The sequence below is a fragment of the Arenibacterium sp. CAU 1754 genome (assembly GCF_054482635.1).
Genome location: NZ_JBTLRG010000003.1, coordinates 312,778 through 337,819 on the forward strand (window position 1 = coordinate 312,778; position 25,042 = coordinate 337,819).

Consider the following 25,042-nt stretch of genomic DNA (forward strand, 5'->3'; position numbering starts at 1 on the left):
AATCAATGCTCCGCGCACCTGTTACGTTAGGCTTCTGGGTCTCTGCCGCCGAACGGCTCATTCCAGGCCTGTGTGCGGCATATTGGAGGAGAGACCATGCAGATTACACCATCATTCCGCGCCATGATAATGGCAGGTGCCTTTGCGGCCGCGTCTGTCGTGGGGACGAGTCAGGCCAGCGCCGAGACGTTGCGCGCTGTCCCGCATGCGCAGTTGGAGATTCTCGACCCAATCTGGACGACTGCCTACATTACTCGCAGCCACGGCTATCTTGTCTATGATACCCTTTTCGGGCTCGATGAGAATTACGAGCCGCAGCCGCAGATGGTTGAGGACTGGGAGGTTTCCGAGGACGGGCTGGAATGGTCCTTCACCCTGCGCCCGGGCCAGAAGTGGCATGATGGAACCGATGTCACCGCTGCCGACTGCGTCGCCTCGCTGACCCGCTGGGGCGCCCGCGATGGCGTCGGGCAGGCCCTTTTTGCGCAGATCAACGCGATCGAAGCGGTGGACGAAGAGACATTCACCATCAGCCTCAGCCGCCGCTATCCCCAAATGACGGCCACGCTGGGCAAGCTGTCGTCGAACGTGCCGTTCATGATGCCGCAGCGGATCGCCGAGACGGATCCGAACGTGCCGATCACCGACCCCACCGGGTCCGGGCCGTACGTCTTTTCGATAAGCGAATGGGTTCCCGGCGAAAAGGCGGTCTACCTGCGCAATGACGCCTATGTGTCGCGTGACGAGCCTACATCGCTGGCGGCCGGTGCCAAGTATCCGTTCCTCGACCGGATCGAATGGGTCAGTTACGCTGATCAGGAAGCTGCAATGGAAGCCCTCATCGCAGACGAGGTCCAGTATCTCGAATCGCCCTCGACCGATCTGGTCCCAATGCTCGAAGGGCATGAAGGCGTCTCGTCAGTGCTCGCCGACGCCACGGGCAGCATTGGCATGGCAGTTTTCAACCACCAGATCCCGCCGTTCGACAACGCCCAGATGCGCAAGGCAATTATCGCCGCCATGAACCAGGAAGACTACATGAATGCGGCGATCGGGAACACCGACTACTGGCAGTTGTGCCCCTCGGTCTATGCCTGTGGCACACCCTACGCGACCCCGGTCGACTATCCGGCTTTCAGTACGACCAACCTCGACGAAGCCCGCACTTTGCTGGAAGAGTCCGGCTACGATGGTACGCCAGTGGTGGTGCTGGACCCGGTCGACAGCCCGGTCATTTCGGCCTTCACGGGGGTCACGATCGAGATCTTGGGCGAACTTGGGGTCGCGGTAGACCATCAGGAAATCACCTGGGCAGATTTGGTGCAGCGACGCGCCAAGCGAAGCGATGCGGAAGGCGAGGCCTGGAACATATTCCATACGTGGTGGATTGCCGAAGACCTCGCTGATCCGTTGCGCATCGCCTATTCGGGCGAACCCGAGAGCGGCTGGATCGGCTGGCCGAACGATCCCGAAGTCGAAGCCCTGCGGGCTGCCTTCATGGCCAGCGAGGACGAAGCCGAACGCGCGGATCTTGCTGAACAGGCGCAGGAGAGGATCGTCCAGCAGGGCCAATTCGCTATCCTTGGTCAGTTCTTCGAGCCGATCGCCTTCAGGACATCGGTACTGGGCCTGCAGCGACCGATCCAGATGTACTACAATCTGGCGCTCCAGCGACCATGACGGTTGCTGCAACTTCCATTGCGGCTGCACCCTAGGCGTTGGCCGCCCACCGAATTTGCACCCAAACCCCGTCCGCCTTGCAAGCGGGCGGGTGTTCTTTCTGCATTCGGAATTATGTAATCAGGCAGCCCGACGCGAAGACCGAGGAGGGAGCCGAGCGCGTTCGATGCGGCGGACGAAGGCTGCAAAAATTTACTGGAAGACCGAAAATCTCCGTGCCGAGCAGCTCGTGCTTGGTCACACCAAGAGTTACAAAACAGTGCGGTATCTTGGCGTCGAGCTGGAAGATGCGCCGGCAAGCGCCGAAGATGTTGAAATCCAGGTCCCAAGGCCGTTTTGAATGGACCGCCCAGTGCGGCCCTTCGGAGGCCGCGCGTCGAAATTGTTCTTTCCGGATTTGTTCAGGATACCGACACATTTCACAACCGCATTCGCCTTGCGCATCACCGCAGCGATCGACGCATCGGCCAGTTCGCGATCATGCGCCATTTGCAGATATTATTCTGCGACCAGAAGGAATGTTGTGCGGGTGCGTGTTTCGGCCTCAGTCTGATCCAATCGATTTTGGACGGCGGGATCCCCGCCATCAGACAGAAGTGTTCGAGCTTTGGCCCTTTTCTGACGCGCCTGAGGCAGTGACACTTCTGGATACATTCCGTTGGACAGCAACCGTTCGTTGCCAAGATGGCGGTACTTCTGTTGCCAGACCTTCGAGCCGTTCGGCTTTGCCAATAGGAACAGGCCCCCGCCGTCCGACAGCTTATATGCTTTGGAATCAGGTTTGGCCTTCCTAATTTTCAGGTCCGAAAGAGACATTGGGGGCACCGACCTCATACTGCGGGGGCGATACCAGAAATGATACCCCAAGCGGCATGTTTTGTAGGGTATCGAGTGTTCAGCTATGGTCGGATGGATAACATGGAAAAGGTCAAAAAGTCCATGTTTATGGACACTTATGAACAGCTAAGTCGGGATAAAATGGTGCCCAGGAGAGGACTCGAACCTCCACGTCCATACGGACACTAGCACCTGAAGCTAGCGCGTCTACCAATTCCGCCACCTGGGCAGGTGTCGTGAGCCGTGCGTTTAAGCCTGTATTCAGAAGGTGTCAAACGGATTTTCGCGGCTTTTTCAAACTTCGTCATTTCGCGGTGCAAAAGCCTTGCCCGGCGGGGGGCGGTCACGGGTCGGAATGCATGTTTCGCGTCCTTCGCGGCGTTTTTGCGCCTTGTTTGCCGGGGGCTGGGGCGGTAGATCAGACAGGCCTGCACGATTGGGAGCTTGAACATGTCCAAACTGGTCACAATTTACGGCGGATCCGGCTTTGTTGGCCGATATATTGCTCGACGCATGGCCAAGGAGGGATGGCGCGTGCGGGTTGCGGTACGCCGCCCGAACGAGGCGTTGTTCGTCAAACCCTATGGTGTTGTCGGTCAGGTCGAGCCGGTATTGTGCAATATTCGCGACGATGCATCGGTCGCGGCGGTGATGCACGGGGCGGATGCGGTTGTGAACTGTGTCGGTATCCTGAACGAATCTGGCAAGAACAAATTTGACGCGGTGCAGGCCGAAGGGCCGGCTCGGATTGCCCGGATCGCCGCCGAAAACGGCGTGGCGCGTATGGTACATGTCTCTGCTATCGGGGCGGATGCCGACTCGGACAGCGACTATGCCCGCACCAAGGCCGAAGGTGAGGCCGGCGTTCTGGAACATTTCCCGGATGCGGTCATCCTGCGTCCGTCGGTCGTGTTCGGCCCCGAGGACCAATTCTTTAACCGGTTTGCCGGTATGACCCGGATGGGGCCGTTCCTGCCCGTGGTCGGACCGAACACACGGTTCCAGCCTGTGTATGTGGATGACGTGTCGCGCGCGGCTGTGGCTGGAGTTTTGGGCACGGCTAAACCCGGGATCTATGAACTGGGCGGGCCCGAGGTGTGCACCTTCCGCGCGTTGATGACCCGGATGCTGGATGTGATTCATCGTCGCCGCGTTTTGGTGAGTTTGCCGTTCTGGGTGGCCGGGATCATGGCGTTTTTCCTGGACGCGGCGCAGTTCATCACCATGGGCCTGTTTTCTAACGGTGTTCTGACGCGGGATCAGCTGCGCAATCTGCGGCGCGACAATGTCGTGGCCGAGGATGCGCTCGGGTTTGACGATCTGGGTATTCAGCCCGTGGCGATGGGGGCGATACTGCCGGATTACCTTTGGCGGTTCCGCCCGTCGGGCCAATACGATGCGATCAAGGATTCGGCGCGTAACCTGCGCACCTGATCACCCGTAGGCATAGACCAGCAGGGCAAGTCCCAGAATGACCCGGTAAATCACGTAGGGCGTAAAGCTGACGCTGCGCAGCAGGCGCATCATCAGCGTCAGCGCCAGCATGGCCGACACAAAGGCCATCGCGGCGGCGATGGCGCCGTCACGGGCGGCCGCCATATTGGCGTACACCGCAACTTCGGCCCCAAGCAGAATACCCGAGGCCATGATCGTCGGAATCGACATCAGCATCGAAAGCCGGGCCGCGTCGTGGCGCGCATATCCAAGGTGCCGCGCCCCGGTAATGGTGATGCCGGACCGTGACGTGCCGGGCACCAGCGAGATGGCCTGCCACAGCCCCATCAAAAGCGCATCGCGCAGGGACCAGTCCGGGGCCGTTTTGACATTCTCGCCCACCTGATCGGCCCAGTAGAGAACGATACCGAAAATCAGCATTGTCCAGCCGATCACCGTGACCGAGCGCAACGCATCGCTGAGCCCGGTGAAATGCAGCACCGCCCCCAGCAAGATTACCGGAATGGTAGCGATGATCAGGTGGAACGCCAGCCGTGCGCCGCGCGTCTGTGTTTGCCCGCGCATCAAATCGACAAGGCCGATCAGCCCCTCTTTTACATCGCTCCAGAAATAGACGATGACCGCCCCAAGGGTTCCGACATGGACCGCAACGTCGATCAGTTGCCCTTGGTCATCCAGTGCCGTCAGCCCCGGCAACAGAATCAAATGTCCCGAGGAAGAGACCGGCAAAAACTCGGTCAGCCCCTGAATGACGGCCACGAGGATCAGTTGGAAAAGCGGCATTAGCGACGGCATCCAAGGAGGGGTGGAAATTCAGGCATATGTATAAGTACCCAATTTCAAAAGAAAAGCGATCAATTGGGTCCGGTTCGGACCATCTTTTTGCTGTACTGCAGCACGAAAATCAGCCTACATCAAAAATATTGATGATTTAGGTCATAATTACTGACTTTTAATCCGTGTGCCTTTCTCATAAACAAGCGCAACCAAGAAATCGTGGAGAGTGACTCGTGGCGAAACAGCCTATGCTCAAGTTCGTGCAGATTGAACGCGACATGCCGCAAAAGCGGGATGCCGCCGAACGTCGTGAAGACTTTCACGAGATCTATGCAGAATACGCAGATTCCAAGGCCAAGGAACAGGCCAGCCGATGCAGCCAGTGCGGTGTGCCCTATTGCCAGGCGCACTGCCCGCTTCAGAACAATATTCCCGACTGGCTGCGCCTGACCGCCGAAGGGCGTCTGAAAGAGGCGTATGAGATCAGCCAGGCCACCAACACGTTTCCGGAAATCTGCGGCCGTATCTGCCCACAGGACCGTCTGTGTGAAGGCAACTGTGTTATCGAACAATCCGGGCACGGCACCGTAACCATCGGGTCGGTCGAGAAATACATCACCGACACGGCGTGGGAAAAAGGCTGGGTTCAGCCCGTCAAACCGGCGCAGGAACGCAGTGAAAGCGTTGGCATCATCGGTGCGGGCCCCGGCGGGCTGGCAGCGGCGGACATACTGCGCCGGGCCGGTGTGCAGGTCACCGTTTACGACCGCTATGACCGCGGTGGCGGGTTGCTGACCTATGGCATCCCCGGCTTCAAGCTGGAAAAAGACGTGGTGATGCGCCGGAACGAGCAGTTGGAACAAAGCGGTGTGACATTCAGGCTCAACTGCAACGTGGGCGAAGACATCACATTTGACGAGATTCGTGATAAGCATGACGCGGTGATCATCGCGACGGGCGTTTACAAATCGCGCGACCTGGCGATGCCAGGAAGTGGTGCAAAAGGTATCGAGCGGGCGATCGATTTCCTGACCGTCAGCAACCGCCGCAGCTTTGGCGACACGGTGGAAGAATTCGACTCGGGCCGCATGAATGCCGAGGGCAAGCGGGTCGTGGTGATCGGCGGCGGCGACACGGCGATGGACTGTGTGCGCACCTCGATCCGCGAAGGCGCGACATCGGTCAAATGTCTCTATCGCCGTGACCGTGCCAACATGCCCGGTTCGCAGCGCGAAGTGCAGAACGCCGAGGAAGAAGGCGTCGTATTCGAATGGCTGAGCGCACCCAAGGGGTTTGTCACCGGCGACGATGACAAGGTCACCGGCGTGATGGTGCAAAAGATGCGTCTGGGCGCACCGGATGCATCAGGCCGTCAGGCACCCGAGGTGATCGAAGGCGCCGATTACGTGGAAGAGGCCGATCTGGTCATCAAGGCGCTGGGCTTTGAACCCGAAGACCTGCCCACGCTCTGGGATCAGCCCGAACTGACCGTCACCAGTTGGGGCACCATCCGGGCCGAGTTCACCAGCGGCAAGACCGATCTGCCGGGCGTCTACGCCGTGGGCGACATCGTGCGCGGTGCGTCATTGGTGGTTTGGGCCATCCGCGACGGGCGCGACTGTGCCGCGGCCATTCTGGACGATCTGAACCAGGCCAAGGCGGTTGCGGCTGAGTAAGCGCAAAAAGGGCAACAGGATGAGCGAACGGACGGGAAAATGCATGTGTGGCGCGGTGTCCTTCACTGCCAAGAACGTGCCGGATCATTTCGGCGCGTGCCACTGCGAAATGTGCCGTCGCTGGACCGGGTCCGCCTTTCTGGGCATCACGGTGCCCCGCAAAGATGTGACCTGGACCGGTGAGGCCCATATCAAGACGCTGCAAAGCTCGGACTGGGCCGAGCGGGCATGGTGCCAGCGCTGCGGATCGGGGTTGTATTACCACGTAACAGCCGAAGGCCCGATGTCCGAAAGCTACGAGATACCGATCGGTCTGCTGGATGATGCCAACGGGCTGACCTTCAAAAGCGAAATATTTATCGACCACAAGCCCGATTCATTTGCCTATGCAGGCGAACGGGACCGGCTGACCCGGAAACAGGTGCTGGAAAAATTCGGCATTCCGGATGATGGAGAGTGACATGACCAAATTCGACGAAAACTGGGCCCGCGCCGAAGAAGAAAAGCGCAAGTGGCTGGCTGAAAACGGTCTCTATTCCGAGGAGGAAGAGCATTCTTCCTGCGGCGTTGGCCTTGTCGTTTCCGTGGACGGAAAGAAAAGCCGCAAGGTTGTTGAATCGGGCATCAAGGCGCTAAAAGCGATCTGGCACCGTGGGGCAGTGGACGCGGACGGTAAAACCGGTGACGGCGCAGGTATCCATGTCGAAATCCCGGTGCCGTTTTTCTACAACCAGATCGAACGCACCGGCCACAAGCCGCGCAAGAATGAACTGATCGCCGTGGGTCAGGTGTTTCTGCCGCGCACCGATTTCGGGGCGCAGGAAACCTGCCGGACCATCGTGGAGTCCGAAGTGCTGCGGATGGGGTATTACATCTATGGCTGGCGCCATGTGCCGGTCGATGTGACCTGCCTGGGGGAAAAGGCCAACGCCACCCGGCCCGAGATCGAGCAGATCATCATCTCGAACTCGAAAGGCGTGGACGAAGAAACCTTTGAGCGGGAACTCTATGTCATTCGCCGCCGTATCGAAAAAGCGGCGGCTGCCCAGGGCATTGGTCAGCTTTATATCGCGTCGCTGTCCTGCCGCAGCATCATCTACAAAGGCATGATGCTGGCCGAGCAGGTTGCCGTGTTCTATCCCGATCTTCTGGATGAACGGTTCGAATCCGCCTTCGCGATCTATCACCAGCGCTATTCGACCAACACCTTCCCGCAGTGGTGGCTGGCACAGCCGTTCCGCATGCTGGCGCATAACGGTGAGATCAACACGCTCAAAGGCAACGTCAACTGGATGAAAAGCCATGAAATTCGCATGGCGTCGGGCACCTTTGGCGACATGGCCGAAGACATCAAACCGATCATCGCAGGCGGGTCGTCTGACTCGGCGGCGCTGGACGCCGTGTTCGAGGTTCTGGTGCGCGCCGGCCGAAATGCACCTATGGCGAAAACCATGCTGGTGCCCGAAAGCTGGTCCAAGCAGGCGGTGGAATTGCCACAGGCCTGGCGCGACATGTATTCCTACTGCAACTCGGTGATGGAGCCGTGGGACGGCCCCGCCGCACTGGCCATGACCGATGGCCGCTGGGTCTGTGCCGGTCTGGACCGGAACGGCCTGCGCCCGATGCGCTATGTCGTGACCGGCGAAGGCTTGCTGATCGCCGGGTCCGAGGCGGGCATGGTCCCGATCGACGAGGCCGACGTCGTGGAAAAGGGCGCCCTGGGTCCGGGTCAGTTGCTGGCCGTGGACATGAAGGAAGGCAAACTGTTCCACGATACCGAGATCAAGGACCAACTGGCCGCATCGCAGCCCTTTGGCGATTGGGTCGGCAAGATCAACGATGCCGACGAAGCGCTGTCCGAGGTCGAGGAAGCGCCGATCTTTGCCGGTGACGAACTGCGCGCGCGCCAGATTGCGGCGGGTTACACCATCGAGGAACTGGAGCAGATCCTGGCGCCGATGGCCGAGGACGGCAAGGAAACGCTGGCCAGCATGGGCGATGACACGCCCAGTGCGGTGCTGTCCAAGCGGTATCGCCCGCTCAGCCATTTCTTCCGCCAGAATTTCAGCCAGGTGACCAACCCGCCGATCGACTCCTTGCGCGAATACCGCGTGATGAGCCTGAAAACCCGGTTCGGAAACCTGAAAAACGTGCTGGACGAAGACAGCAGCCAGACCGAGATCGTCGTGCTGGACAGCCCCTTTGTCGGCAACGCCCAGTTCGAGGCGCTGAAACATCAGTTCAACGCACCGCTGATCGAAATCGACTGTACCTTTGCGCCCGGCAACCGGGCCCTGAACGAAGGTCTGGCGCGCATCCGGTCCGAGGCCGAGGATGCCGTGCGTTCGGGCGCGGGTCACATTGTTCTGACCGACCAGCATTCCGGACCGGACCGTGTGGCGATGCCGATGATCCTGGCGACCAGCGCGGTGCACAGCCATCTGACGCGCAACGGTTTGCGGACCTTCTGTTCGCTGTCGGTGCGTTCTGCCGAATGTATTGACCCGCATTACTTTGCCGTGCTGATCGGATGTGGTGCGACCATCGTGAACGCCTATCTGGCCGAGGATTCGCTGGCCGACCGTATCGAACGCGGTCTGCTGGACGGCACCCTGACCGAGGCGGTTGCCAAGTATCGCGAAGCCATCGATCAGGGCCTGCTCAAGATCATGGCCAAGATGGGTATTTCGGTGATTTCGTCCTATCGCGGCGGTCTGAATTTCGAGGCCGTCGGCCTGAGCCGCGCCATGTGCGCCGAATTTTTCCCCGGCATGACCAGCCGGATCAGCGGCATCGGCGTCAGCGGCATTCAGCACAAGGCCGAAGAGGTCCACAAGCTGGGCTGGACGTCGGGTCTCGACATTCTGCCGATCGGCGGCTTCTACAAATCGCGGGCGTCGGGCGAAACCCACGCCTGGGAAGCGACCAGCATGCACATGCTGCAAATGGCGTGTAACAAGGCGTCTTTCGCCCTGTGGAAGCAATATTCGGCCAAGATGCAGAGCAATCCGCCGATCCACCTGCGCGACCTGCTGGACATCAAACCGCTGGGCAAACCGGTTCCAATTGAAGAGGTCGAAAGCATCACCTCGATCCGCAAGCGGTTCGTGACGCCGGGCATGTCGCTGGGCGCGCTCAGCCCCGAGGCGCACAAGACGCTGAACGTGGCGATGAACCGGATCGGGGCGAAATCGGACAGCGGCGAAGGCGGCGAAGATCCGGCCCATTTCGTGCCCGAGCCCAATGGCGATAACCCGTCCGCCAAGATCAAACAGGTCGCGTCGGGCCGCTTTGGCGTGACTGCCGAATACCTGAACCAGTGCGAAGAGCTGGAGATCAAGGTCGCCCAGGGTGCCAAGCCCGGCGAAGGCGGTCAGCTGCCGGGGATGAAAGTCACCGACCTGATCGCCCGTCTGCGTCATTCGACCAAGGGTGTGACGCTGATTTCGCCGCCGCCGCACCACGATATCTATTCGATCGAGGATCTGGCGCAGCTGATCTATGACCTGAAACAGATCAACCCGCGCTGCAAGGTGACGGTGAAGCTAGTCGCAAGCTCGGGCGTTGGCACGATTGCCGCCGGCGTGGCCAAGGCCAAGGCCGACATCATCCTGATTTCGGGCCACAACGGTGGCACCGGGGCGTCGCCCGCGACCTCGATCAAATATGCGGGTCTGCCGTGGGAAATGGGCCTGACCGAGGCGCATCAGGTTCTGGCGATGAACAAGCTACGCGATCGCGTCACGCTGCGCACCGACGGTGGGCTGCGCACGGGCCGTGACATCGTGATGGCCGCGATGATGGGGGCCGAGGAATTCGGCATCGGCACCGCCGCCCTGATCGCGATGGGCTGTATCATGGTGCGCCAGTGTCAGAGCAACACCTGCCCCGTTGGTGTGTGTACCCAGGACGAAAGCCTGCGTGCCAAGTTCACCGGGAACGCGGACAAGGTGGTGAACCTGATCACCTTCTATGCGCAAGAGGTGCGCGAATTGCTGGCCTCGATCGGGGCCCGGTCGCTGGATGAGGTGATCGGCCGTGCCGACCTGCTGGCGCAAGTCTCGCGCGGATCGGCACATCTGGACGATCTGGACTTGAACCCGCTGTTGATCACCGTCGATGGCGCGTCCGAGATCAAGTACAACCGCGACAAGGACCGCACCGCCGTGCCCGACACGCTGGATGCCGAAATCGTCCGTGATGCGGCCCGGTTCCTGAAGGATGGCGAAAAGATGCAACTGTCTTATGCGGTGCAGAACACGCACCGCACCGTGGGCACCCGCACCAGCAGCCACATCGTTCAGAACTTTGGCATGCGCAATTCGTTCCAGCCCGATCACCTGACGGTGAAGCTGCAGGGGTCGGCCGGTCAGTCGCTGGGCGCCTTTGCGGCGCCGGGTCTGAAGCTGGAGGTCTCGGGCGATGCCAACGATTACGTCGGCAAGGGTCTGTCAGGCGGTACCATCGTGGTGCGCCCGCCGATGAGCAGCCCGCTGCAGGCCGATCAGAACACCATCATCGGGAACACCGTTCTTTATGGTGCCACCGACGGGTATCTTTTCGCTGCCGGACGCGCCGGTGAACGGTTTGCCGTGCGCAACTCGGGCGCCAAGGTGGTGATCGAAGGCTGCGGATCGAACGGGTGTGAATACATGACCGGCGGCATTGCCGTGATCCTGGGTGAGATCGGCGCCAACTTTGGTGCGGGCATGACCGGCGGGATGGCGTATCTTTATGATCCGGACGACAAGGCCCAAACGCTGATGAACATGGAAACCCTCGTGACCTGCCCGGTGACGGTGGACCATTGGGAGGACCAGCTAAAGGGTCTGATCCAGCGGCACGCAGACGAGACCGGCAGCCGCAAGGCCGCCGATATCCTGCAGCACTGGGATCTTGAGCGGGACAACTTCCTTCAGATTTGCCCGAAAGAGATGCTGGAGCATCTGCCCGCCCCTCTGAGCGTGGAAAAAGACGTTATTCCGGCGGAATAGGGTCAATGCCGCAAACCTGCGAAGGCGTGGGTTTGCGGCGATTTCGTCCGATTTGAAACTTCGTTGCTTTTCTGACCGGATGGGGATGCTATAGCTGCCCCATGGCAAAATCGGCGAAAACCGGACGCAAGGCCCAGCCTGCGCGAAAATCCAAGGCCAAGACAGGCAAGTCGACCAGCAAACGGGAAAAGGCGACCGAAAAGCCATTTCGCCCGATGCGGTGGGTCGGCTTTCTCGTCCTGCGTGCTGCGACCGTGTTCATCCTGCTGATCCTGGCGATGGTCTTGCTGTTCTCGGTCGTGAACCCGCCAACCACCCATACAATCTGGTCCGAAAAACGCCGTCTGGGGCATATCGACCGGGAATGGGTTCCGATCGAGGGTATCGCGCCTGTCATGGCCCGGTCTGTCGTCGCGGCCGAGGATGCCAATTACTGCCTGCACTGGGGGTTCGATGTGGCCGCGATCCGCGCCGCGATCGAAGCGGGTGGATCACGCGGCGGATCGACCATCAGCCAGCAGGTCGTCAAGAACGTATTCCTCTGGCAGGGGCGCAGCTGGATCCGCAAGGCGCTGGAAACCGCGATCACACCGGCGGTCGAGGCGCTTTGGTCCAAGCGTCGGATCGTCGAGGTGTATCTGAACGTGGCCGAGATGGGACCGGGCATTTTCGGCGTCGAGGCCGCCGCGCGCCATTACTTTGACACCGGCCCCGAAGAATTGACCCCACGGCAGGCCGCGCTGATTGCCGCCATCCTGCCATCGCCCCGCACCAGGTCGGCGTCGAAACCATCGGCATTGGTGCGTCGGCGGGCCGCGGCCATTCAGGATGGGGCAGCCACGATCCGCGCAGATGGACGCGCTGCGTGTTTCGAGGATTGAAAATCTTTGCCGCAGCGGGCATTGGTTCTCTGGTTACCGATACATCTGGATTGTCATGGCGCGCCTGTTTCACGTTCCCCTGTCCCCGTTCTGCCGCAAGGTGCGGCTGAGCCTCGCGGAAAAGAAAATCGAAGTAGAACTGGTCGAGGAGCGGTATTGGGAAGCCGATCCCGATTTCCTGCGCCGCAACCCCGCGGCCAAGGTGCCGGTGATCCGTCTGGACGGTCTGATGATGGCCGAAAGCGCGGCGATCTGCGAATATATCGAAGAAACCCGCCCCGAACCTCCCCTTATGCCCAAGGACCCCGAGGGCCGGTTCGAAGTGCGCCGCCTTGTCGGCTGGTTCGATGACAAGTTTCATAACGAGGTGACCTCGAAACTGCTTTATGAGCGGGTGAACAAAAAGGTGACCGGCGCCGGTTATCCCGACAGCCGCAACGTCAAGGACGGCGCCAAGGCGATCAAATACCATCTGGATTACATGTCCTGGCTTTTGGATCACCGTCGCTGGCTGGCCGGGGACAGCATGACACTGGCTGATTTCGCCGCCGCCGCGCATCTCAGCTCGCTCGATTATATCTCGGACGTGGACTGGAACCGGTCGGCCGTGGTCAAGGATTGGTACGCCAAGATCAAATCGCGCCCGGCGTTCCGCTCGATCCTTGCCGATCAGGTGCCCGGTTTCCGCCCGCCGCCCCACTATGCCGATCTTGATTTCTGATCTGTCCCTGACTGCCGGCGCGGCCCCGATATGGAGCCGCTGAAAACCCGACTGGCGGACGCGGCCCGGGACATGGGCTTTGTCGCGTGCAAGGTGTGCCGCCCCTGGGATGTGCCGCAGGTGCCCGACAGGTTGGAGGCGTTTCTGAACGCCGGCTATCACGGTCAGATGTCATGGATGGCGGAACGGACCCACTGGCGGGCAAACCCTGCCGCCCTGTGGCCCGAGGCGAAATCGGTCATCATGCTGGCCGAAAGCTATGCGCCTGATCACGATCCGCTTGAGATTCTCGGCCACAAGGATCGCGGCGCGATTTCCGTCTATGCGCAAAACCGCGATTACCACGATCTGGTCAAGAAACGGCTGAAACGGCTGGCCCGATGGCTGATCGAGCAGGACCCCTGCGAGGTAAAGGTGTTTGTCGACACCGCCCCCGTCCCGGAAAAGCCGTTGGGACAGGCCGCCGGTCTGGGCTGGCAGGGCAAGCACACCAACCTTGTCAGTCGGGATTGGGGCAATTGGGCCTTTATAGGGTCTGTTTTTACAACGCTGGACCTGCCGGCCGACGCCTCCGAGGTGGATCATTGCGGATCATGCCGGGCCTGTCTGGATATCTGCCCGACGGATGCCTTTCCGGCGCCTTACCAACTGGATGCGCGGCGCTGCATTTCCTATCTGACGATCGAACACAAAGGCCCGGTTGATCCCGGCCTGCGGGCGCGGATGGGCAACCGGATTTATGGCTGTGACGACTGTCTGGCCGCCTGTCCCTGGAACAAGTTTGCCGTCGCCGCCAGCGACATGCGCTATGCCGCCCGCGCCGAGTTGACCGCACCGCCGCTGGCGGATCTGGCCATGCTGGACGACAGCGCCTTTCGCGCGATGTTTTCTGGCTCGCCGATCAAACGCATCGGGCGGGACCGGTTTGTGCGCAATGTGCTCTATGCGATCGGCAATTCCGGCGATGAGCGTTTGTCCCCGATTGCCCAAGGCCTGACCGGTGATGCGGATGAAACTGTGGCCGATGCCGCACGCTGGGCCGTTCAGCGACTGGCCGGGTGACGCAAACAGGCTGGACGCGGCCCCTGCAACAGGTAAACCCCAAGGCAACTGGGCAAGGAGGAACCCGCATGGCCGTGCTGCTGGGGGTGGATACAGGCGGAACCTATACCGACGCGGTACTGCTGCGCGACGAGGCCGATGTGATCGCCAGCGCCAAGGCGCTGACCACGCGGCACGATCTGGCCATTGGCGTGGGCGCGGCGGTGCGCGCGGTTCTGGATCAGTCCGGTATCGCGCCCGCCCAGATCGCGCTGGCGTCCCTGTCCACGACATTGGCCACCAATGCCTTGGTCGAAGGGCAGGGCGGGCGCGTCGCGCTGGTCTATATCGGGTTTGGCGTCGATGATCCTGACAAACACGGGCTGACCGAGGTGCTGCGCGGTGACCCGGTTCTGGTCTTGGCTGGCGGGCACAACCACGCCGGTGCCGAGGTTACGCCCCTCGATACGAACGCGCTAAATACCTTTTTAGAGACACATATGGACAGCGTTTCGGCCATCGCTGTCGCCGGACAATTCGCCACCCGAAATCCCGCGCATGAGCTTGAGGTGGCGCGCATCATCTCTGCTCGCAGCGATGTGCCTGTGACCTGCTCTCACCACCTGTCATCGCGGCTGAACGGGCCGAAACGGGCGGTGACGGCGGTGTTGAACGCGCGGCTGATCGGCATGATCGACCGTCTGATCGGACGGGCGCAGCACACGTTGCACGACCTTGGAATTGCCGCGCCGATGATGGTGGTGCGCGGTGACGGGGCGTTGATGTCCGCGGAACAGGCGCGCACCCGGCCGATCGAGACCATCCTCAGCGGCCCGGCGGCCTCGATCGTGGGGGCGCGGTGGCTGACCGGGGCACAGGATGCCCTGGTGTCCGATATTGGCGGGACGACGACCGATGTGGCCATCCTGCGCGACGGGCGCCCCGCCATTGATCCGGCGGGGGCCCGCGTCGGGGCGTTCCGCACCATGGTCGAGGCAGTTGCCATGCGCACCACGGGGCTGGGCGGTGACAGTCAGGTCCATGTGCAGACCGAAGGGTTGCAGGGCGGTGTCACGCTGGGCCCGCGCCGCGTGGTGCCCGTGTCCCTGATGGCGCTGGACGCCCCCGAGGTGGTGCATCGCGCGCTCGATTCCCAACTGGGTGCACAGACCGTGGGCGAACATGACGGTCGGTTTGTGCGCGCCGTTCAAGGGATCGGCGCGGACGGGATCGGCACACGCGAACGGGACCTGCTGGACCGGATCGGAACTGATGTGCACCCGTTGGGGGCCGTTCTGCGGACGCGGATGGAGAATGGCGCCCTGACCCGGCTGGTGGATCGCGGGCTGGTGCAGCTGGCGGGCGTGACGCCCTCGGACGCGGCCCATGTTCTGGGCCGGTTGGACAGTTGGGACGGATATGCCGCACGCAAGGCGCTGGTCATCCTGGCGCGGCGGCGCACCGGATCGGGCGACCGGTTGGCCCCGGATCCGGGGCAACTGGCCCAGATGATCATCAACCAGCTGACCGAACAGACCGCTTTGACCCTGTTAGAGATTGCTTTTGCCGAGGAAGACGAGGATTTCGGCCTGCCGCCCGATCAGCTGGCGCGCCATGTGCTGATGCGAAAGGGCCTGGACAATCACCGGGGGATTGTCGCGCTGGATGCCGGGCTGAATATCGATGTCGTGGGGCTGGGTGCGTCGGCCCCGACCTATTACCCCGTGGTCGGCGAGCGGTTGCACTGCCGGATGATCCTGCCCGCGCATGCGGGTGTGGCCAATGCGATTGGCGCAGTGGTTGGGCGGATCACAATGCGCAAGAGCGGGACAATCACCTCGCCCTCCGAAGGCCGATACCGGGTGCATCTGGCAGAGGGGCCAGAGGATTTCGCCTCGGCAGACGCGGCAATGGCCCGGTTAGAGACTGTTTTGCGCGACCAGACCGAGCGAGAGGTCCGCGAGGCCGGTGCTGATGATGTCCATGTCGAGGCGACCCGCGACATCAGGACCGCGCGCGCCGAGGCGCGCGAGGTCTTTGTCGAAGCCGAGGTTACGGTCGAGGCCAGCGGACGCCCCCGCATGACGCGCGACTGAGGGCGGTCTCAGGACGCCTTACGCTTGGGCAGGACCCAATCGGGGCGGATGAAATGACAGGTGTACCCGTTGGGCAGCCGTTGCAGATAATCCTGATGCTCTGGCTCGGCCTCCCAGAAATCGCCGACCGGTTCCAGTTCGGTCACCACCTTGCCGGGCCACAGGCCCGAGGCGTTCACATCGGCAATGGTGTCTTCGGCGACGGTTTTTTGGTCGTCATCCGCGTAATAGATGGCCGAGCGATAGCTGAGCCCGACATCATTGCCCTGACGATTTGGCGTGGTCGGGTCGTGAATCTGAAAGAAGAATTCCAGAATGTCGCGAAAGCTGATCACCGCAGGATCAAAGATGATCTCGATCCCCTCGGCATGGGTGCCATGGTTGCGATAGGTCGCGTTGGGCACATCGCCGCCAGTATACCCGACGCGGGTCGAAATCACGCCGGGGCGTTTGCGGATCAGATCCTGCATGCCCCAGAAACATCCACCTGCAAGCACTGCGCGTTCGGTCATGTCACATCCTCCACTTGGCCAAGATATTCGCCGTAGCCTTCGGCCTCCATATCGTCGCGATGGACGAACCTGAGAGAGGCCGAATTGATGCAATAGCGTAGCCCGCCCCGGTCGCGCGGACCGTCGGGAAAGACGTGGCCCAGATGGCTGTCGCCATGTTTCGAGCGAACCTCGGTCCGGATCATGCCAAGACTGCGATCTTCCAACTCGTCCACGTTGGCGGGCACGATCGGTTTGGTGAAACTGGGCCAGCCACAGCCGCTTTCGTATTTGTCGCCCGATGCAAACAACGGTTCGCCCGACACGATGTCGACGTAGATGCCCGGTTCCTTGTTGTTGAGCAACTTGCCGGTGCCCGGCCGTTCCGTGCCGCTTTGCTGGGTAACGTAATATTCCTCTTTGGACAGGCTTGCGATTGCCGCCGGATCCTTGGTGTATTGTGTCATGGTGTCCTCTGCGCTGCCTTTGGTCAGTAAATGGGGCGATGCCGGCAAAATCAAAGCAATATTACACCCGCTCGCATTTGTGTGTGTATCGTGGAATGTGATCCAATCGCTCTGCCTGAGCGTAAACAGAGTGTAAATCAGGGGAGAAAATCTGATGACACGCCTTCTACTGGTGCTTTTCCTGACGGTCGCGGCGCAGATGGCACCTGCCAAGGATATTGGCGGAACGTTTGCGTCCATCGACGGCGGGACGCTGGCGATCGAACAGTGGCGCGGACAGCCGATCCTCGTGGTCAATACGGCCTCGCAATGTGGGTTCACCGGGCAATATGAGGGTCTGCAAAAGGTTTATGATCGGTATCGCGACCGCGGGCTGGTTGTGCTGGCCGTTCCGTCGAATGATTTCCGCCAAGAGCTGGGCAGCGCCGAAGAGGTCAAGGAATTTTGCGAATTGACCTATGGGCTTGATATTCCGATGACCGACATCACCCATGTGCGCGGGTCCGATGCGCATCCCTTTTTCAAAGCGGTGAAGCAGGAAACCGGGTTTGAGCCGGGTTGGAATTTCAACAAGGTCCTGATCGGGCCTGACGGTGGGGTAGTGGCCACCTGGGGGTCGGTGACCAAGCCCGAGTCACGCGTGATCACCAAACAGATCGAAGCGTTGTTGAACTAGGCCTGATCAGGGACGTTTCACCGGCGGCTGACGCGACATCTGAACCGCGAGAATGCCCATGGTGACGATCAGAACGCCGATCACATCCCGTGGTCCGATGTTTTCCCCTAACAGGGCGGCGGCGATTGCCACACCGAATACCGGGTTCAGAAAATGGAACGTGGCCGCGCGGGTGGGGCCGATGCGGTCAAGCAGCAGGAACCAGACGAACGTCGCCGCAAGGCCGGGAACAAGTGTGGTATAGGTAAAGGCCGCGGCCAGTTTCCAGGTCGGATTGACGTAAAAGGTTTCCACCATCGGGGCCGCCGTGAACAGGATCACCGACCCGACAAGCATCTGCAAACCGACGATCATCATGAAATTTCCGCCCGACGTGGCGCCGCGCACGGCCAGGGTCGCAAAAGCCAGGGCCAGAACAGCGATGCCGCACAGGGCGACGCCGTAAAGATCGACGCCGTTGCTGATCCGGCTGCCCATGATCAAGACGACACCCCCGACACCCGCAAGCAGGCCCAGAACACCCAGCGGCCTGAGCCGTTCGCCAAGGAAAATCGCGCTGGCCATCGCCACCAGCAGCGGCATGGTTGATGCGATGATCGAGGCAAGACCGGCCTCGACCGTTTGCATGGCGACGAAATTCAGACCCAGATAAAGGGCATTCTGGCAAATTCCGAACAGGATCGTTGCGTACCATTGCCGGGGCGTCAGCCGCCAGCTTTGGCCAAGACTCCGCGCGATGGCCACACCCAGCAGACCCGACACAAGAAACCGGAGCGCCAGTGAATAAAGCGGCGAGGCATCCGCCACGATGATGCGCGCCGAGGTAAAGGCCGAGGACCACATGAAGGCAAAGGCCAGACCCATCAGAATTGCGCGCGTGTCCATGCGGTTTGCCTTGTGCTTCGGGATGTCGTGACCCCGTTTGGAAATTCGATGCGGATTTGCGCGCCAAAGAAAAAGGGCCGCCACGAGGGCGACCCTTTCCGAAATTCATGCCTGATGCAAGATCAGCCGTTCACGCTGTCTTTCAGCGCTTTGGCGATGGTCATCTTGACGACCTTGTCGGCTTCTTTCTTGAACTGTTCGCCGGTGGCGGGGTTGCGCACCATACGCTCAGGACGTTCGCGGCAATAGATTTTGCCGACGCCGGGCAGGGTCACTGCGCCGCCGCCCGATACTTCGCGTGTGATCAGGGCGCATACTGCGTCCAGAGCGCCGCCTGCGACTTTCTTGTCAGTGCCCATTTCGTCGGCCAGCGCAGCGACAAGCTGAGTTTTGGTCATTGGTTTTGCCATTGTTTTTCTCCTTCAACTGCCCGAGCTATTGGGCCTCATTCCCGTGTTTTAACGGAATATGGTGGGAGAACACAACGAATAGTGGTCTTTGCCAAGGGCAAAACGTGCATTTTTTGGCCATTTCTTGCGTTTAAAGGAATGCCGTTTCGTCAAATGACCGCAATTTCCTGCTGTGAAGCCGTTCAAGGGGCATGGTACGCAGGGTTTCCATTGCCCGGATTCCGATGCCCAGGTGGCGCGAAACCTGTTCATTATAGAAATCCGACGCCATGCCGGGCAGTTTCAATTCCCCGTGCAGCGGCTTGTCCGACACGCACAGCAAGGTGCCATAGGGCACCCTGAACCGGTATCCGTTCGCGGCGATTGTCGCGCTTTCCATGTCCAGCGCGATGGCGCGCGATTGCGACAGGCGCTGCACCGGGCCGGACTGGTCGCGCAGTTCCCAGTTCCGGTTGTCGATGGTGGCGACGGTGCCGGTGCGCATGATGCGCTTCAACTCGTACCCCGAAAGTTCGGTCACTTCGGCGACGGCCTGCTCCAATGCGATCTGGATTTCGGCCAGGGCCGGGATCGGGGTCCAAACGGGCAGATCATCGTCCAGAACGTGATCTTCGCGCAGATAGGCGTGGGCCAGTACGAAATCACCCAGCGCCTGTGTGTTGCGCAGCCCGGCGCAGTGCCCGACCATCAGCCAGGCATGCGGGCGCAGCACGGCAATATGGTCGGTCGCGGTTTTTGCGTTCGACGGGCCAACCCCGATATTGACCAGCGTGATCCCCGACCCGTCCGGACGCTTGAGGTGATAGGTCGGCATCTGCGGCAGCTTCAACGGCGGTTCGATCACCGTTTGCGCGTCGGTGATTTCGATATTCCCCGTGCTGACAAAGCTTGAGTAACCGCTGTCCGGGTCCGACAGCCGGTCCCGGGCATAGGCCTCGAACTCGGATACGTAAAACTGGTAGTTGGTGAACAATACGTGGTTCTGAAAATGTTCGGCATTGGTGGCCGTGTAATGGGACAGGCGCGCCAGCGAATAATCAACGCGCTGGGCGGTGAACAGGGACAGCGGCCCGACGTGGTCCGGCCCGACATAGGTTCCGTTGACGATGTCGTCGTTCGTTGTGCTGAGATCGGGAACGTCAAACACATCGCGCAGGGTGAAATCGGTGGCGCCGTCCTGTGGTACGGTGATGTCGGGCCGGGTCGAGACGGCAAAATGGACCGGAATGGGGGTATCTGACGGGCCGACAGTGACCGGCTGACCGTGATTGCGGATCAACAGGCCGATCTGCTGGATCAGGTAGTTGCGGAACAGGTCGGGCCGGGTGACCGTCGTGGCATAGGTGCCCGGCGCTGATACATGGCCATAGCTCAGCCGGGTGTCGACCTGCGCATAGGTCGTCGTGGTCACGCGGATTTCCGGGTAAAAGGCACGGATGCGATGGGCGGGCGCGCCGTTTTGCATCACTTGCACGAAATGCGTGCACAGGAAATCGGTCGCCTGGCTGTAAAGTTCGATCAGCCGGTCCACGGCTTGGGTCGCGTCGGTGAACTGTTCTGCCTGAATGGTGCTTGGCGTGTCGATGATGCTCATGAATCGGGCTCTAACAAAGGGATTTTCTTGAATTCGCGCACATCCACAAGACCCAGGTCGGATATCCGCAATTCCGGAATGACGACCAGCGCCAACAGGGAGTGCTGCATATAGGCGTTGTTCAGGGAACAGCCGCAGTCGCGCATCGCCTGCATCATCTGGTCGGCCCTGGCGGCCACGTCCTGGGCGGGGCTGTCGGACATCAGCCCGGCGATTGGCAGTTCGACCAGCGCCAGTTCGCGTCCCTCGCGAAAGACGGTGATGCCGCCGCCCACCTCGGCCAGCCGGTTGGCGGCCAGCGCCATCTGGTCCCTGTCGGTGCCCACCACGATCATGTGATGGCTGTCATGCGCCACGGTCGAGGCCATGGCCATGTTTCCGGTGTAGCCAAAGCCCGACACGAACCCGTTGACCACGCCGCCAGTGGCGCGGTGCCGTTCGACCAGCGCGATCTGGCACACATCCTCCGTGCCCTGTACCAGGCCGTCCTGCACCGGCAGATCCAGTTGCAGTGCCTTGGTCGGGGCCTGATTTTCAATCACGCCAATCACGTTGGCGCGGGCGGCATTGGCACCGTCCGGTGCGGGAATTTCGAAATCGGCGTCGGTCAGCGCATGGCCCAGATGCACGGTGTTGCGGGCACTGTCGGGCCAGTCGAAATGCGGGCAGTCCACCAGGCAATTGCCATCCCTCGCCACGGTGACGCCGCGGGCAATGACATGTTCGATGGGCAGCGTCGTCAAATCCGAGCTCAGGATCACATCGGCGCGCCGTCCGGGCGTAACAGAGCCTATTTCCCGCTCAAGTCCGAAATGCGTGGCGGTGTTGATCGTCGCCATCTGCAGGGCGATCAGCGGATCGCATCCACAGGCAATCGCATGGCGCACGACCCGGTTCATATGCCCGTCGTTGACCAGCGTGCCGGAATGACAATCATCCGTACACAGGATGAAATTGCGCGGGTCCAACCCTTTTTCCGTCACGGCGGTGATCTGGCTTTCCACATCGTACCAGGCGCTGCCCAGGCGCATCATCGACCGCATGCCTTGCCGGACACGGGCAATGGCGTCGGCCTCGCAGGTGCCTTCGTGATCATCCGCAGGGCCACCGGCGACATAGCCGGCAAAATCGGGGCCCAGATCGGGCGAGGCATAGTGCCCGCCCACCGTTTTACCGGCCCGTTGGGTGGCGGCGATTTCGGCCAGCATCTTGGGGTCGGCATTGGACACGCCGGGAAAGTTCATCATCTCACCCAGACCGATGATGCCCGGCCAGTGCATCGCCTCGGCCACATCCTCGGGCGTGATTTCGACGCCCGTTGTCTCCAGGCCGGGCGCCGAGGGCGCACAGGACGGCATCTGGGTGAAGATGTTGATCGGTTGCAGCAAAGCCTCGTCATGCATGTAACGCACGCCGGGCAGGCCCAGAACGTTGGCGATTTCATGCGGGTCGGTGAACATCGACGTGGTGCCATGCGGAATGACCGCGCGGGCAAATTCGGCCGGGGTCAGCATGCCGGATTCGATATGCATATGCGCATCGCACAGACCGGGCAGCATGAAGCGTCCGTTGGCCTCGATCACCTCGGTTTCGGGGCCGGTGCAATGGGCGGCGTCCGGCCCGACAAAGGCAATACGCCCGGCCGCGATGGCAATGTCATGACCGGGCAGGCATTCGCGGCTGTGCACGTTCACCCAGGTCCCGCCGCGAATGACCAGATCGGCCGGCTCGCGCCCTGTTGCAACGGCAATCAGGCGGGCGGCCACATCTGGCCAGCTGGGAAAGGGTGTGTGTTCCATGCGCCAATTGTCCTGAACCCGGGGATGGGCGCAACCCCAATCGGACGCCCGATCCTGTCGTGACCCGGGGCAATCGGCGTTGCCAAACGGGACGAACTGCGCAACCCTCTGGACATGAATTACGAAACCATATCGGCCGAAGATTTCGGCAAATCCCTGAAAGGCATCGGGCTGAACCTTTTGGTACAGGACGTGCGGGCGCAATGTGCCTTTTTAGAGACTGTTTTTGGCGTCATCCCCCATCAGGTAACGGATGACTTCGCCATCGCCCAATACGGCGATCAGGTATTTCAGATCCATTCGGACGGCACCTATCATTCCAACCCGCTGCTTTCGCTTGTGCAAGAAACCCCGCCGCGCGGTGGCGGCATCGAAATTCGGCTTTATGACAGTGACCCCGACGATGCCGTCGCCCGCGCGCAAAGTGCAGGCGCAATCGTCCTGCAAGCCCCGACCGACAAACCTCATGGCCTGCGCGAGGCCTATATCCTGTGTGAAAACGGCTATGCATGGGTGCCCAGCCGCCCATTGTGAAAATGTCGCAAACAGGCATGAGAGGTCTGAATTTCACCGTCACGACTGACCCAAAGGAGACTACCGATGCTCGTCACTGAATTGCGCCCGAACATGTCCCATTGGCAGGAGCGGGTCGATCTTGCCGCCGCGTTCCGCTGGACCGCGCGTCTGAACATGCACGAAGGCGTGGCAAACCATTTCTCGCTGGCGATCAATGACGATGGCACCAGGTTCCTGATGAATCGCAATCAGGTGCATTTTTCGCGCATTCGCGCCAGTGAGTTGCTGGACCTGGACGTGAATGACCCTGAGGCCATGACCGGACCGGATGCGCCCGACCCGACCGCCTGGGGTCTGCATGGCGGCGTGCATCGGTATTGCCTGCATGCGCGCTGCGTGATGCATGTGCATTCGATCCATGCCACGGTTCTGGCGTCACTTGCCGACAGCAGCCTGCCGCCGATCGACCAGAATTGCGCGACGTTCTTCAACCGTTATGTGATTGACGACCACTATGGCGGTCTTGCCTTCGAGGACGAAGGCAAACGCTGTGCCGGGTTGCTCACCGATCCGAAGAAAAAGGTCATGATCATGGGCAATCACGGTGTGCTGGTCATCGGCGACAGTGTCGCGGACACCTTTAACAGGCTCTTTTATTTCGAACGCGCCGCCGAGACCTACATCCGGGCGCTGCAGACCGGTCGGCCGTTGCGTGTCCTCCCCGACGAGGTTGCCGAGAAAACCGCGCAGGAACTGGAAACCTATCCCGAACAGGGCGACCGGCACCTGGCGGAACTCAAGGCCATATTGGACCACGACGGCGAAGATTACGCGACTTAATACAGGAAATTCCCAATGCAATATGGCCTGAACGACGCTCAGGAAATGATCGCCTCGACCGTGCGCAGTTTCGTGGAAAAGGAAATCTATCCGCACGAAGACCTGGTTGAGCGGACGGGCGAAGTGCCCCACGAGATTGCGCAGGAGATCAAGCAAAAGACCATTGATCTGGGGTTTTACGCGTGCAATTTCCCTGAAAGCGTTGGCTGCGCCGGGTTGAACCACCTGGAGTTTGCGCTGGTTGAGCGTGAATTGGGGCGCGGGTCGATGGCGTTGAACCATTTCTTCGGGCGCCCGCAAAATATCCTGATGGCCTGTGTAGGGGAGCAAATAGACCGCTACCTGATGCCTGCCGTGCGCGGAGAGCGAATGGATGCGCTGGCGATGACCGAACCGGGGGCCGGATCGGACGTGCGCGGCATGAAATGCGCCGCGCGCCGCGAGGGCGGCGATTGGGTGGTCAACGGGACCAAGCATTTCATCTCGGGCGCGGATCACGCGGATTTCCTGATTGTCTTTGTGGCGACCGGTGAAGATCAGACAGAAAAAGGGCCTAAAAAGAGAATTACGGCCTTTCTGGTCGATAGGGCGACGCCCGGATTCACCATCCGGGACGGATACAAATCCGTCAGCCACCGCGGCTACAAGAACATGATCCTGGAATTTGACGATTGTCGACTGCCCGATGCACAGGTTCTGGGCGAGGTGGACGGCGGGTTTCAGGTGATGAACACTTGGCTTTACGCCACACGCATTACTGTGGCGACCATGTCCGTCGGCCGGGCGCGACGTGTGTTCGACTATGCGCTCGACTATGCGGCCACGCGCGAACAGTTCGGTCAGACGATTGGCAAGTTCCAGGGCGTCAGCTTTCAGATCGCGGACATGATCACCGAAATCGATGCGGCCGATCTTTTGACGCTGGCAGCGGCCGACCGGTTGGATCAGGGGCTGTCGGCGAACCGGGAAATCGCGTCGGCCAAGCTGTTTGCAAGCGAAATGCTCGCCCGGGTGACAGACGCGGCCATTCAGATCCATGGCGGCATGGGGCTGATGGACGATTACCCGCTTGAGCGGTTCTGGCGCGACGCGCGGGTGGAACGGATTTGGGACGGTACATCCGAAATTCAGCGCCATATCATCAGCCGCGAATTGCTTCGGGCGCTGGGGGCATGAGAATGGTTTCGCCGCGCGCGCGCGGCGACC

22 protein-coding genes and 1 tRNA gene are annotated in these 25,042 nt (G+C 60.9%); 13 read left to right on the top strand and 10 right to left on the bottom strand.

Annotated elements, in window-relative coordinates; translation table 11 throughout:
- Positions 1–96: 96 nt before the first annotated feature.
- Positions 97–1,680 carry an ABC transporter substrate-binding protein gene (locus ACXYMO_RS14220; RefSeq protein ID WP_458879380.1) on the top strand — a complete coding sequence of 528 codons (1,584 nt, stop codon included), beginning with the start codon at positions 97–99 and terminating at the stop codon, positions 1,678–1,680.
- 249 nt (positions 1,681–1,929) lie between these two features.
- Here the strand turns inward: ACXYMO_RS14220 and ACXYMO_RS14225 are convergent, their stop codons facing one another.
- The 3 genes from ACXYMO_RS14225 to ACXYMO_RS14235 all read right to left on the bottom strand — a co-directional run bounded on the left by ACXYMO_RS14225 (position 1,930) and on the right by ACXYMO_RS14235 (position 2,746).
- Positions 1,930–2,169 carry a hypothetical protein gene (locus ACXYMO_RS14225; protein ID WP_458879481.1) on the bottom strand — a complete coding sequence of 80 codons (240 nt, stop codon included), beginning with the start codon at positions 2,167–2,169 and terminating at the stop codon, positions 1,930–1,932.
- 9 nt (positions 2,170–2,178) lie between these two features.
- Entirely contained in the window at positions 2,179–2,496 is a 318-nt protein-coding gene (locus ACXYMO_RS14230) for an Arm DNA-binding domain-containing protein (protein WP_458879381.1), read from the bottom strand.
- Positions 2,497–2,659: 163 nt separating this feature from the next.
- Positions 2,660–2,746, bottom strand: a tRNA-Leu gene (locus tag ACXYMO_RS14235).
- 221 nt (positions 2,747–2,967) lie between these two features.
- Between ACXYMO_RS14235 and ACXYMO_RS14240 the strand changes: the two genes are divergently transcribed.
- Positions 2,968–3,951 carry a complex I NDUFA9 subunit family protein gene (locus ACXYMO_RS14240; protein WP_458879382.1) on the top strand — a complete coding sequence of 328 codons (984 nt, stop codon included), beginning with the start codon at positions 2,968–2,970 and terminating at the stop codon, positions 3,949–3,951.
- On the opposite strand, the gene ACXYMO_RS14245 is transcribed toward ACXYMO_RS14240, so the two are convergent.
- A complete protein-coding gene (locus tag ACXYMO_RS14245; RefSeq protein ID WP_458879383.1) occupies positions 3,952–4,755 on the bottom strand; it encodes an undecaprenyl-diphosphate phosphatase in 804 nt (267 codons plus the stop codon).
- 227 nt (positions 4,756–4,982) lie between these two features.
- On the opposite strand from ACXYMO_RS14245, the gene ACXYMO_RS14250 reads away from it, so the two are divergent.
- The 7 genes from ACXYMO_RS14250 (at position 4,983) to ACXYMO_RS14280 (ending at position 16,158) form a co-directional block, all read left to right on the top strand.
- Complete coding sequence (locus ACXYMO_RS14250) at positions 4,983–6,425, top strand: NAD(P)-dependent oxidoreductase (protein WP_458879384.1); 1,443 nt, start codon at positions 4,983–4,985, stop codon at positions 6,423–6,425.
- 19 nt (positions 6,426–6,444) lie between these two features.
- Complete coding sequence (locus ACXYMO_RS14255) at positions 6,445–6,885, top strand: GFA family protein (RefSeq protein WP_458879385.1); 441 nt, start codon at positions 6,445–6,447, stop codon at positions 6,883–6,885.
- Position 6,886: 1 nt separating this feature from the next.
- Complete coding sequence (gene gltB / locus ACXYMO_RS14260) at positions 6,887–11,419, top strand: glutamate synthase large subunit (protein ID WP_458879386.1); 4,533 nt, start codon at positions 6,887–6,889, stop codon at positions 11,417–11,419.
- Positions 11,420–11,520: 101 nt separating this feature from the next.
- A complete protein-coding gene (gene mtgA / locus ACXYMO_RS14265; protein WP_458879387.1) occupies positions 11,521–12,300 on the top strand; it encodes a monofunctional biosynthetic peptidoglycan transglycosylase in 780 nt (259 codons plus the stop codon).
- Between the two features lie 55 nt (positions 12,301–12,355).
- Positions 12,356–13,021: an FtsZ-binding protein FzlA gene (gene fzlA, locus ACXYMO_RS14270; protein WP_458879388.1), complete on the top strand. Its 666-nt coding sequence runs from the start codon at positions 12,356–12,358 to the stop codon at positions 13,019–13,021.
- A 30-nt stretch (positions 13,022–13,051) separates the two neighbouring features.
- Positions 13,052–14,083 carry a tRNA epoxyqueuosine(34) reductase QueG gene (gene queG / locus ACXYMO_RS14275; protein ID WP_458879389.1) on the top strand — a complete coding sequence of 344 codons (1,032 nt, stop codon included), beginning with the start codon at positions 13,052–13,054 and terminating at the stop codon, positions 14,081–14,083.
- Between the two features lie 68 nt (positions 14,084–14,151).
- A complete protein-coding gene (locus ACXYMO_RS14280; RefSeq protein WP_458879390.1) occupies positions 14,152–16,158 on the top strand; it encodes a hydantoinase/oxoprolinase N-terminal domain-containing protein in 2,007 nt (668 codons plus the stop codon).
- Positions 16,159–16,166: 8 nt separating this feature from the next.
- On the opposite strand, the gene msrA is transcribed toward ACXYMO_RS14280, so the two are convergent.
- Positions 16,167–16,670: a peptide-methionine (S)-S-oxide reductase MsrA gene (msrA, locus tag ACXYMO_RS14285; RefSeq protein WP_458879391.1), complete on the bottom strand. Its 504-nt coding sequence runs from the start codon at positions 16,668–16,670 to the stop codon at positions 16,167–16,169.
- Complete coding sequence (msrB, locus tag ACXYMO_RS14290; RefSeq protein WP_458879392.1) at positions 16,667–17,116, bottom strand: peptide-methionine (R)-S-oxide reductase MsrB; 450 nt, start codon at positions 17,114–17,116, stop codon at positions 16,667–16,669. Before msrB ends, msrA begins: the two co-directional genes overlap by 4 nt.
- 154 nt (positions 17,117–17,270) lie before the next feature.
- Here msrB and ACXYMO_RS14295 point away from each other — a divergent pair, with 154 nt between their 5' ends.
- On the top strand, positions 17,271–17,792 hold the full coding sequence (locus ACXYMO_RS14295; RefSeq protein WP_458879393.1) for a glutathione peroxidase: 522 nt from the start codon (positions 17,271–17,273) through the stop codon (positions 17,790–17,792).
- Between the two features lie 6 nt (positions 17,793–17,798).
- On the opposite strand, the gene ACXYMO_RS14300 is transcribed toward ACXYMO_RS14295, so the two are convergent.
- The 4 genes from ACXYMO_RS14300 to ade form a co-directional block, all read right to left on the bottom strand.
- Complete coding sequence (locus ACXYMO_RS14300; RefSeq protein ID WP_458879394.1) at positions 17,799–18,677, bottom strand: DMT family transporter; 879 nt, start codon at positions 18,675–18,677, stop codon at positions 17,799–17,801.
- Between the two features lie 122 nt (positions 18,678–18,799).
- On the bottom strand, positions 18,800–19,087 hold the full coding sequence (locus ACXYMO_RS14305; protein ID WP_458879395.1) for an HU family DNA-binding protein: 288 nt from the start codon (positions 19,085–19,087) through the stop codon (positions 18,800–18,802).
- A 130-nt stretch (positions 19,088–19,217) separates the two neighbouring features.
- On the bottom strand, positions 19,218–20,681 hold the full coding sequence (locus ACXYMO_RS14310; protein ID WP_458879396.1) for an AMP nucleosidase: 1,464 nt from the start codon (positions 20,679–20,681) through the stop codon (positions 19,218–19,220).
- Positions 20,678–22,480, bottom strand: a complete 1,803-nt coding sequence (ade, locus tag ACXYMO_RS14315; protein WP_458879397.1) for an adenine deaminase — start codon at positions 22,478–22,480, stop codon at positions 20,678–20,680. Before ade ends, ACXYMO_RS14310 begins: the two co-directional genes overlap by 4 nt.
- 114 nt (positions 22,481–22,594) lie before the next feature.
- Here ade and ACXYMO_RS14320 point away from each other — a divergent pair, with 114 nt between their 5' ends.
- From ACXYMO_RS14320 to ACXYMO_RS14330, 3 genes are all read left to right on the top strand, one after another.
- Positions 22,595–23,014, top strand: a complete 420-nt coding sequence (locus ACXYMO_RS14320) for a VOC family protein (RefSeq protein ID WP_458879398.1) — start codon at positions 22,595–22,597, stop codon at positions 23,012–23,014.
- 66 nt (positions 23,015–23,080) lie between these two features.
- Positions 23,081–23,836 (top strand): class II aldolase and adducin N-terminal domain-containing protein, encoded by a 756-nt coding sequence (locus ACXYMO_RS14325; protein WP_458879400.1) that lies wholly within the window; start codon positions 23,081–23,083, stop codon positions 23,834–23,836.
- Between the two features lie 15 nt (positions 23,837–23,851).
- Entirely contained in the window at positions 23,852–25,012 is a 1,161-nt protein-coding gene (locus tag ACXYMO_RS14330; RefSeq protein WP_458879401.1) for an acyl-CoA dehydrogenase family protein, read from the top strand.
- The last annotated feature ends 30 nt before the right edge of the window (positions 25,013–25,042 follow it).

Excerpts from the sequence above, each read along its gene's own strand:
- ACXYMO_RS14220 (WP_458879380.1), top strand. The coding sequence starts at position 97 with ATGCAGATTACACCATCATTCCGCGCCATGATAATGGCAGGTGCCTTT.
- ACXYMO_RS14225 (WP_458879481.1), bottom strand. The coding sequence starts at position 2,169 with ATGGCGCATGATCGCGAACTGGCCGATGCGTCGATCGCTGCGGTGATG.
- ACXYMO_RS14230 (WP_458879381.1), bottom strand. The coding sequence starts at position 2,496 with ATGTCTCTTTCGGACCTGAAAATTAGGAAGGCCAAACCTGATTCCAAA.
- ACXYMO_RS14240 (WP_458879382.1), top strand. The coding sequence starts at position 2,968 with ATGTCCAAACTGGTCACAATTTACGGCGGATCCGGCTTTGTTGGCCGA.
- ACXYMO_RS14245 (WP_458879383.1), bottom strand. The coding sequence starts at position 4,755 with ATGCCGCTTTTCCAACTGATCCTCGTGGCCGTCATTCAGGGGCTGACC.
- ACXYMO_RS14255 (WP_458879385.1), top strand. The coding sequence starts at position 6,445 with ATGAGCGAACGGACGGGAAAATGCATGTGTGGCGCGGTGTCCTTCACT.
- gltB (WP_458879386.1), top strand. The coding sequence starts at position 6,887 with ATGACCAAATTCGACGAAAACTGGGCCCGCGCCGAAGAAGAAAAGCGC.
- mtgA (WP_458879387.1), top strand. The coding sequence starts at position 11,521 with ATGGCAAAATCGGCGAAAACCGGACGCAAGGCCCAGCCTGCGCGAAAA.
- fzlA (WP_458879388.1), top strand. The coding sequence starts at position 12,356 with ATGGCGCGCCTGTTTCACGTTCCCCTGTCCCCGTTCTGCCGCAAGGTG.
- queG (WP_458879389.1), top strand. The coding sequence starts at position 13,052 with ATGGAGCCGCTGAAAACCCGACTGGCGGACGCGGCCCGGGACATGGGC.
- ACXYMO_RS14280 (WP_458879390.1), top strand. The coding sequence starts at position 14,152 with ATGGCCGTGCTGCTGGGGGTGGATACAGGCGGAACCTATACCGACGCG.
- msrA (WP_458879391.1), bottom strand. The coding sequence starts at position 16,670 with ATGACCGAACGCGCAGTGCTTGCAGGTGGATGTTTCTGGGGCATGCAG.
- msrB (WP_458879392.1), bottom strand. The coding sequence starts at position 17,116 with ATGACACAATACACCAAGGATCCGGCGGCAATCGCAAGCCTGTCCAAA.
- ACXYMO_RS14295 (WP_458879393.1), top strand. The coding sequence starts at position 17,271 with ATGACACGCCTTCTACTGGTGCTTTTCCTGACGGTCGCGGCGCAGATG.
- ACXYMO_RS14300 (WP_458879394.1), bottom strand. The coding sequence starts at position 18,677 with ATGGACACGCGCGCAATTCTGATGGGTCTGGCCTTTGCCTTCATGTGG.
- ACXYMO_RS14305 (WP_458879395.1), bottom strand. The coding sequence starts at position 19,087 with ATGGCAAAACCAATGACCAAAACTCAGCTTGTCGCTGCGCTGGCCGAC.
- ACXYMO_RS14310 (WP_458879396.1), bottom strand. The coding sequence starts at position 20,681 with ATGAGCATCATCGACACGCCAAGCACCATTCAGGCAGAACAGTTCACC.
- ade (WP_458879397.1), bottom strand. The coding sequence starts at position 22,480 with ATGGAACACACACCCTTTCCCAGCTGGCCAGATGTGGCCGCCCGCCTG.
- ACXYMO_RS14320 (WP_458879398.1), top strand. The coding sequence starts at position 22,595 with ATGAATTACGAAACCATATCGGCCGAAGATTTCGGCAAATCCCTGAAA.
- ACXYMO_RS14325 (WP_458879400.1), top strand. The coding sequence starts at position 23,081 with ATGCTCGTCACTGAATTGCGCCCGAACATGTCCCATTGGCAGGAGCGG.
- ACXYMO_RS14330 (WP_458879401.1), top strand. The coding sequence starts at position 23,852 with ATGCAATATGGCCTGAACGACGCTCAGGAAATGATCGCCTCGACCGTG.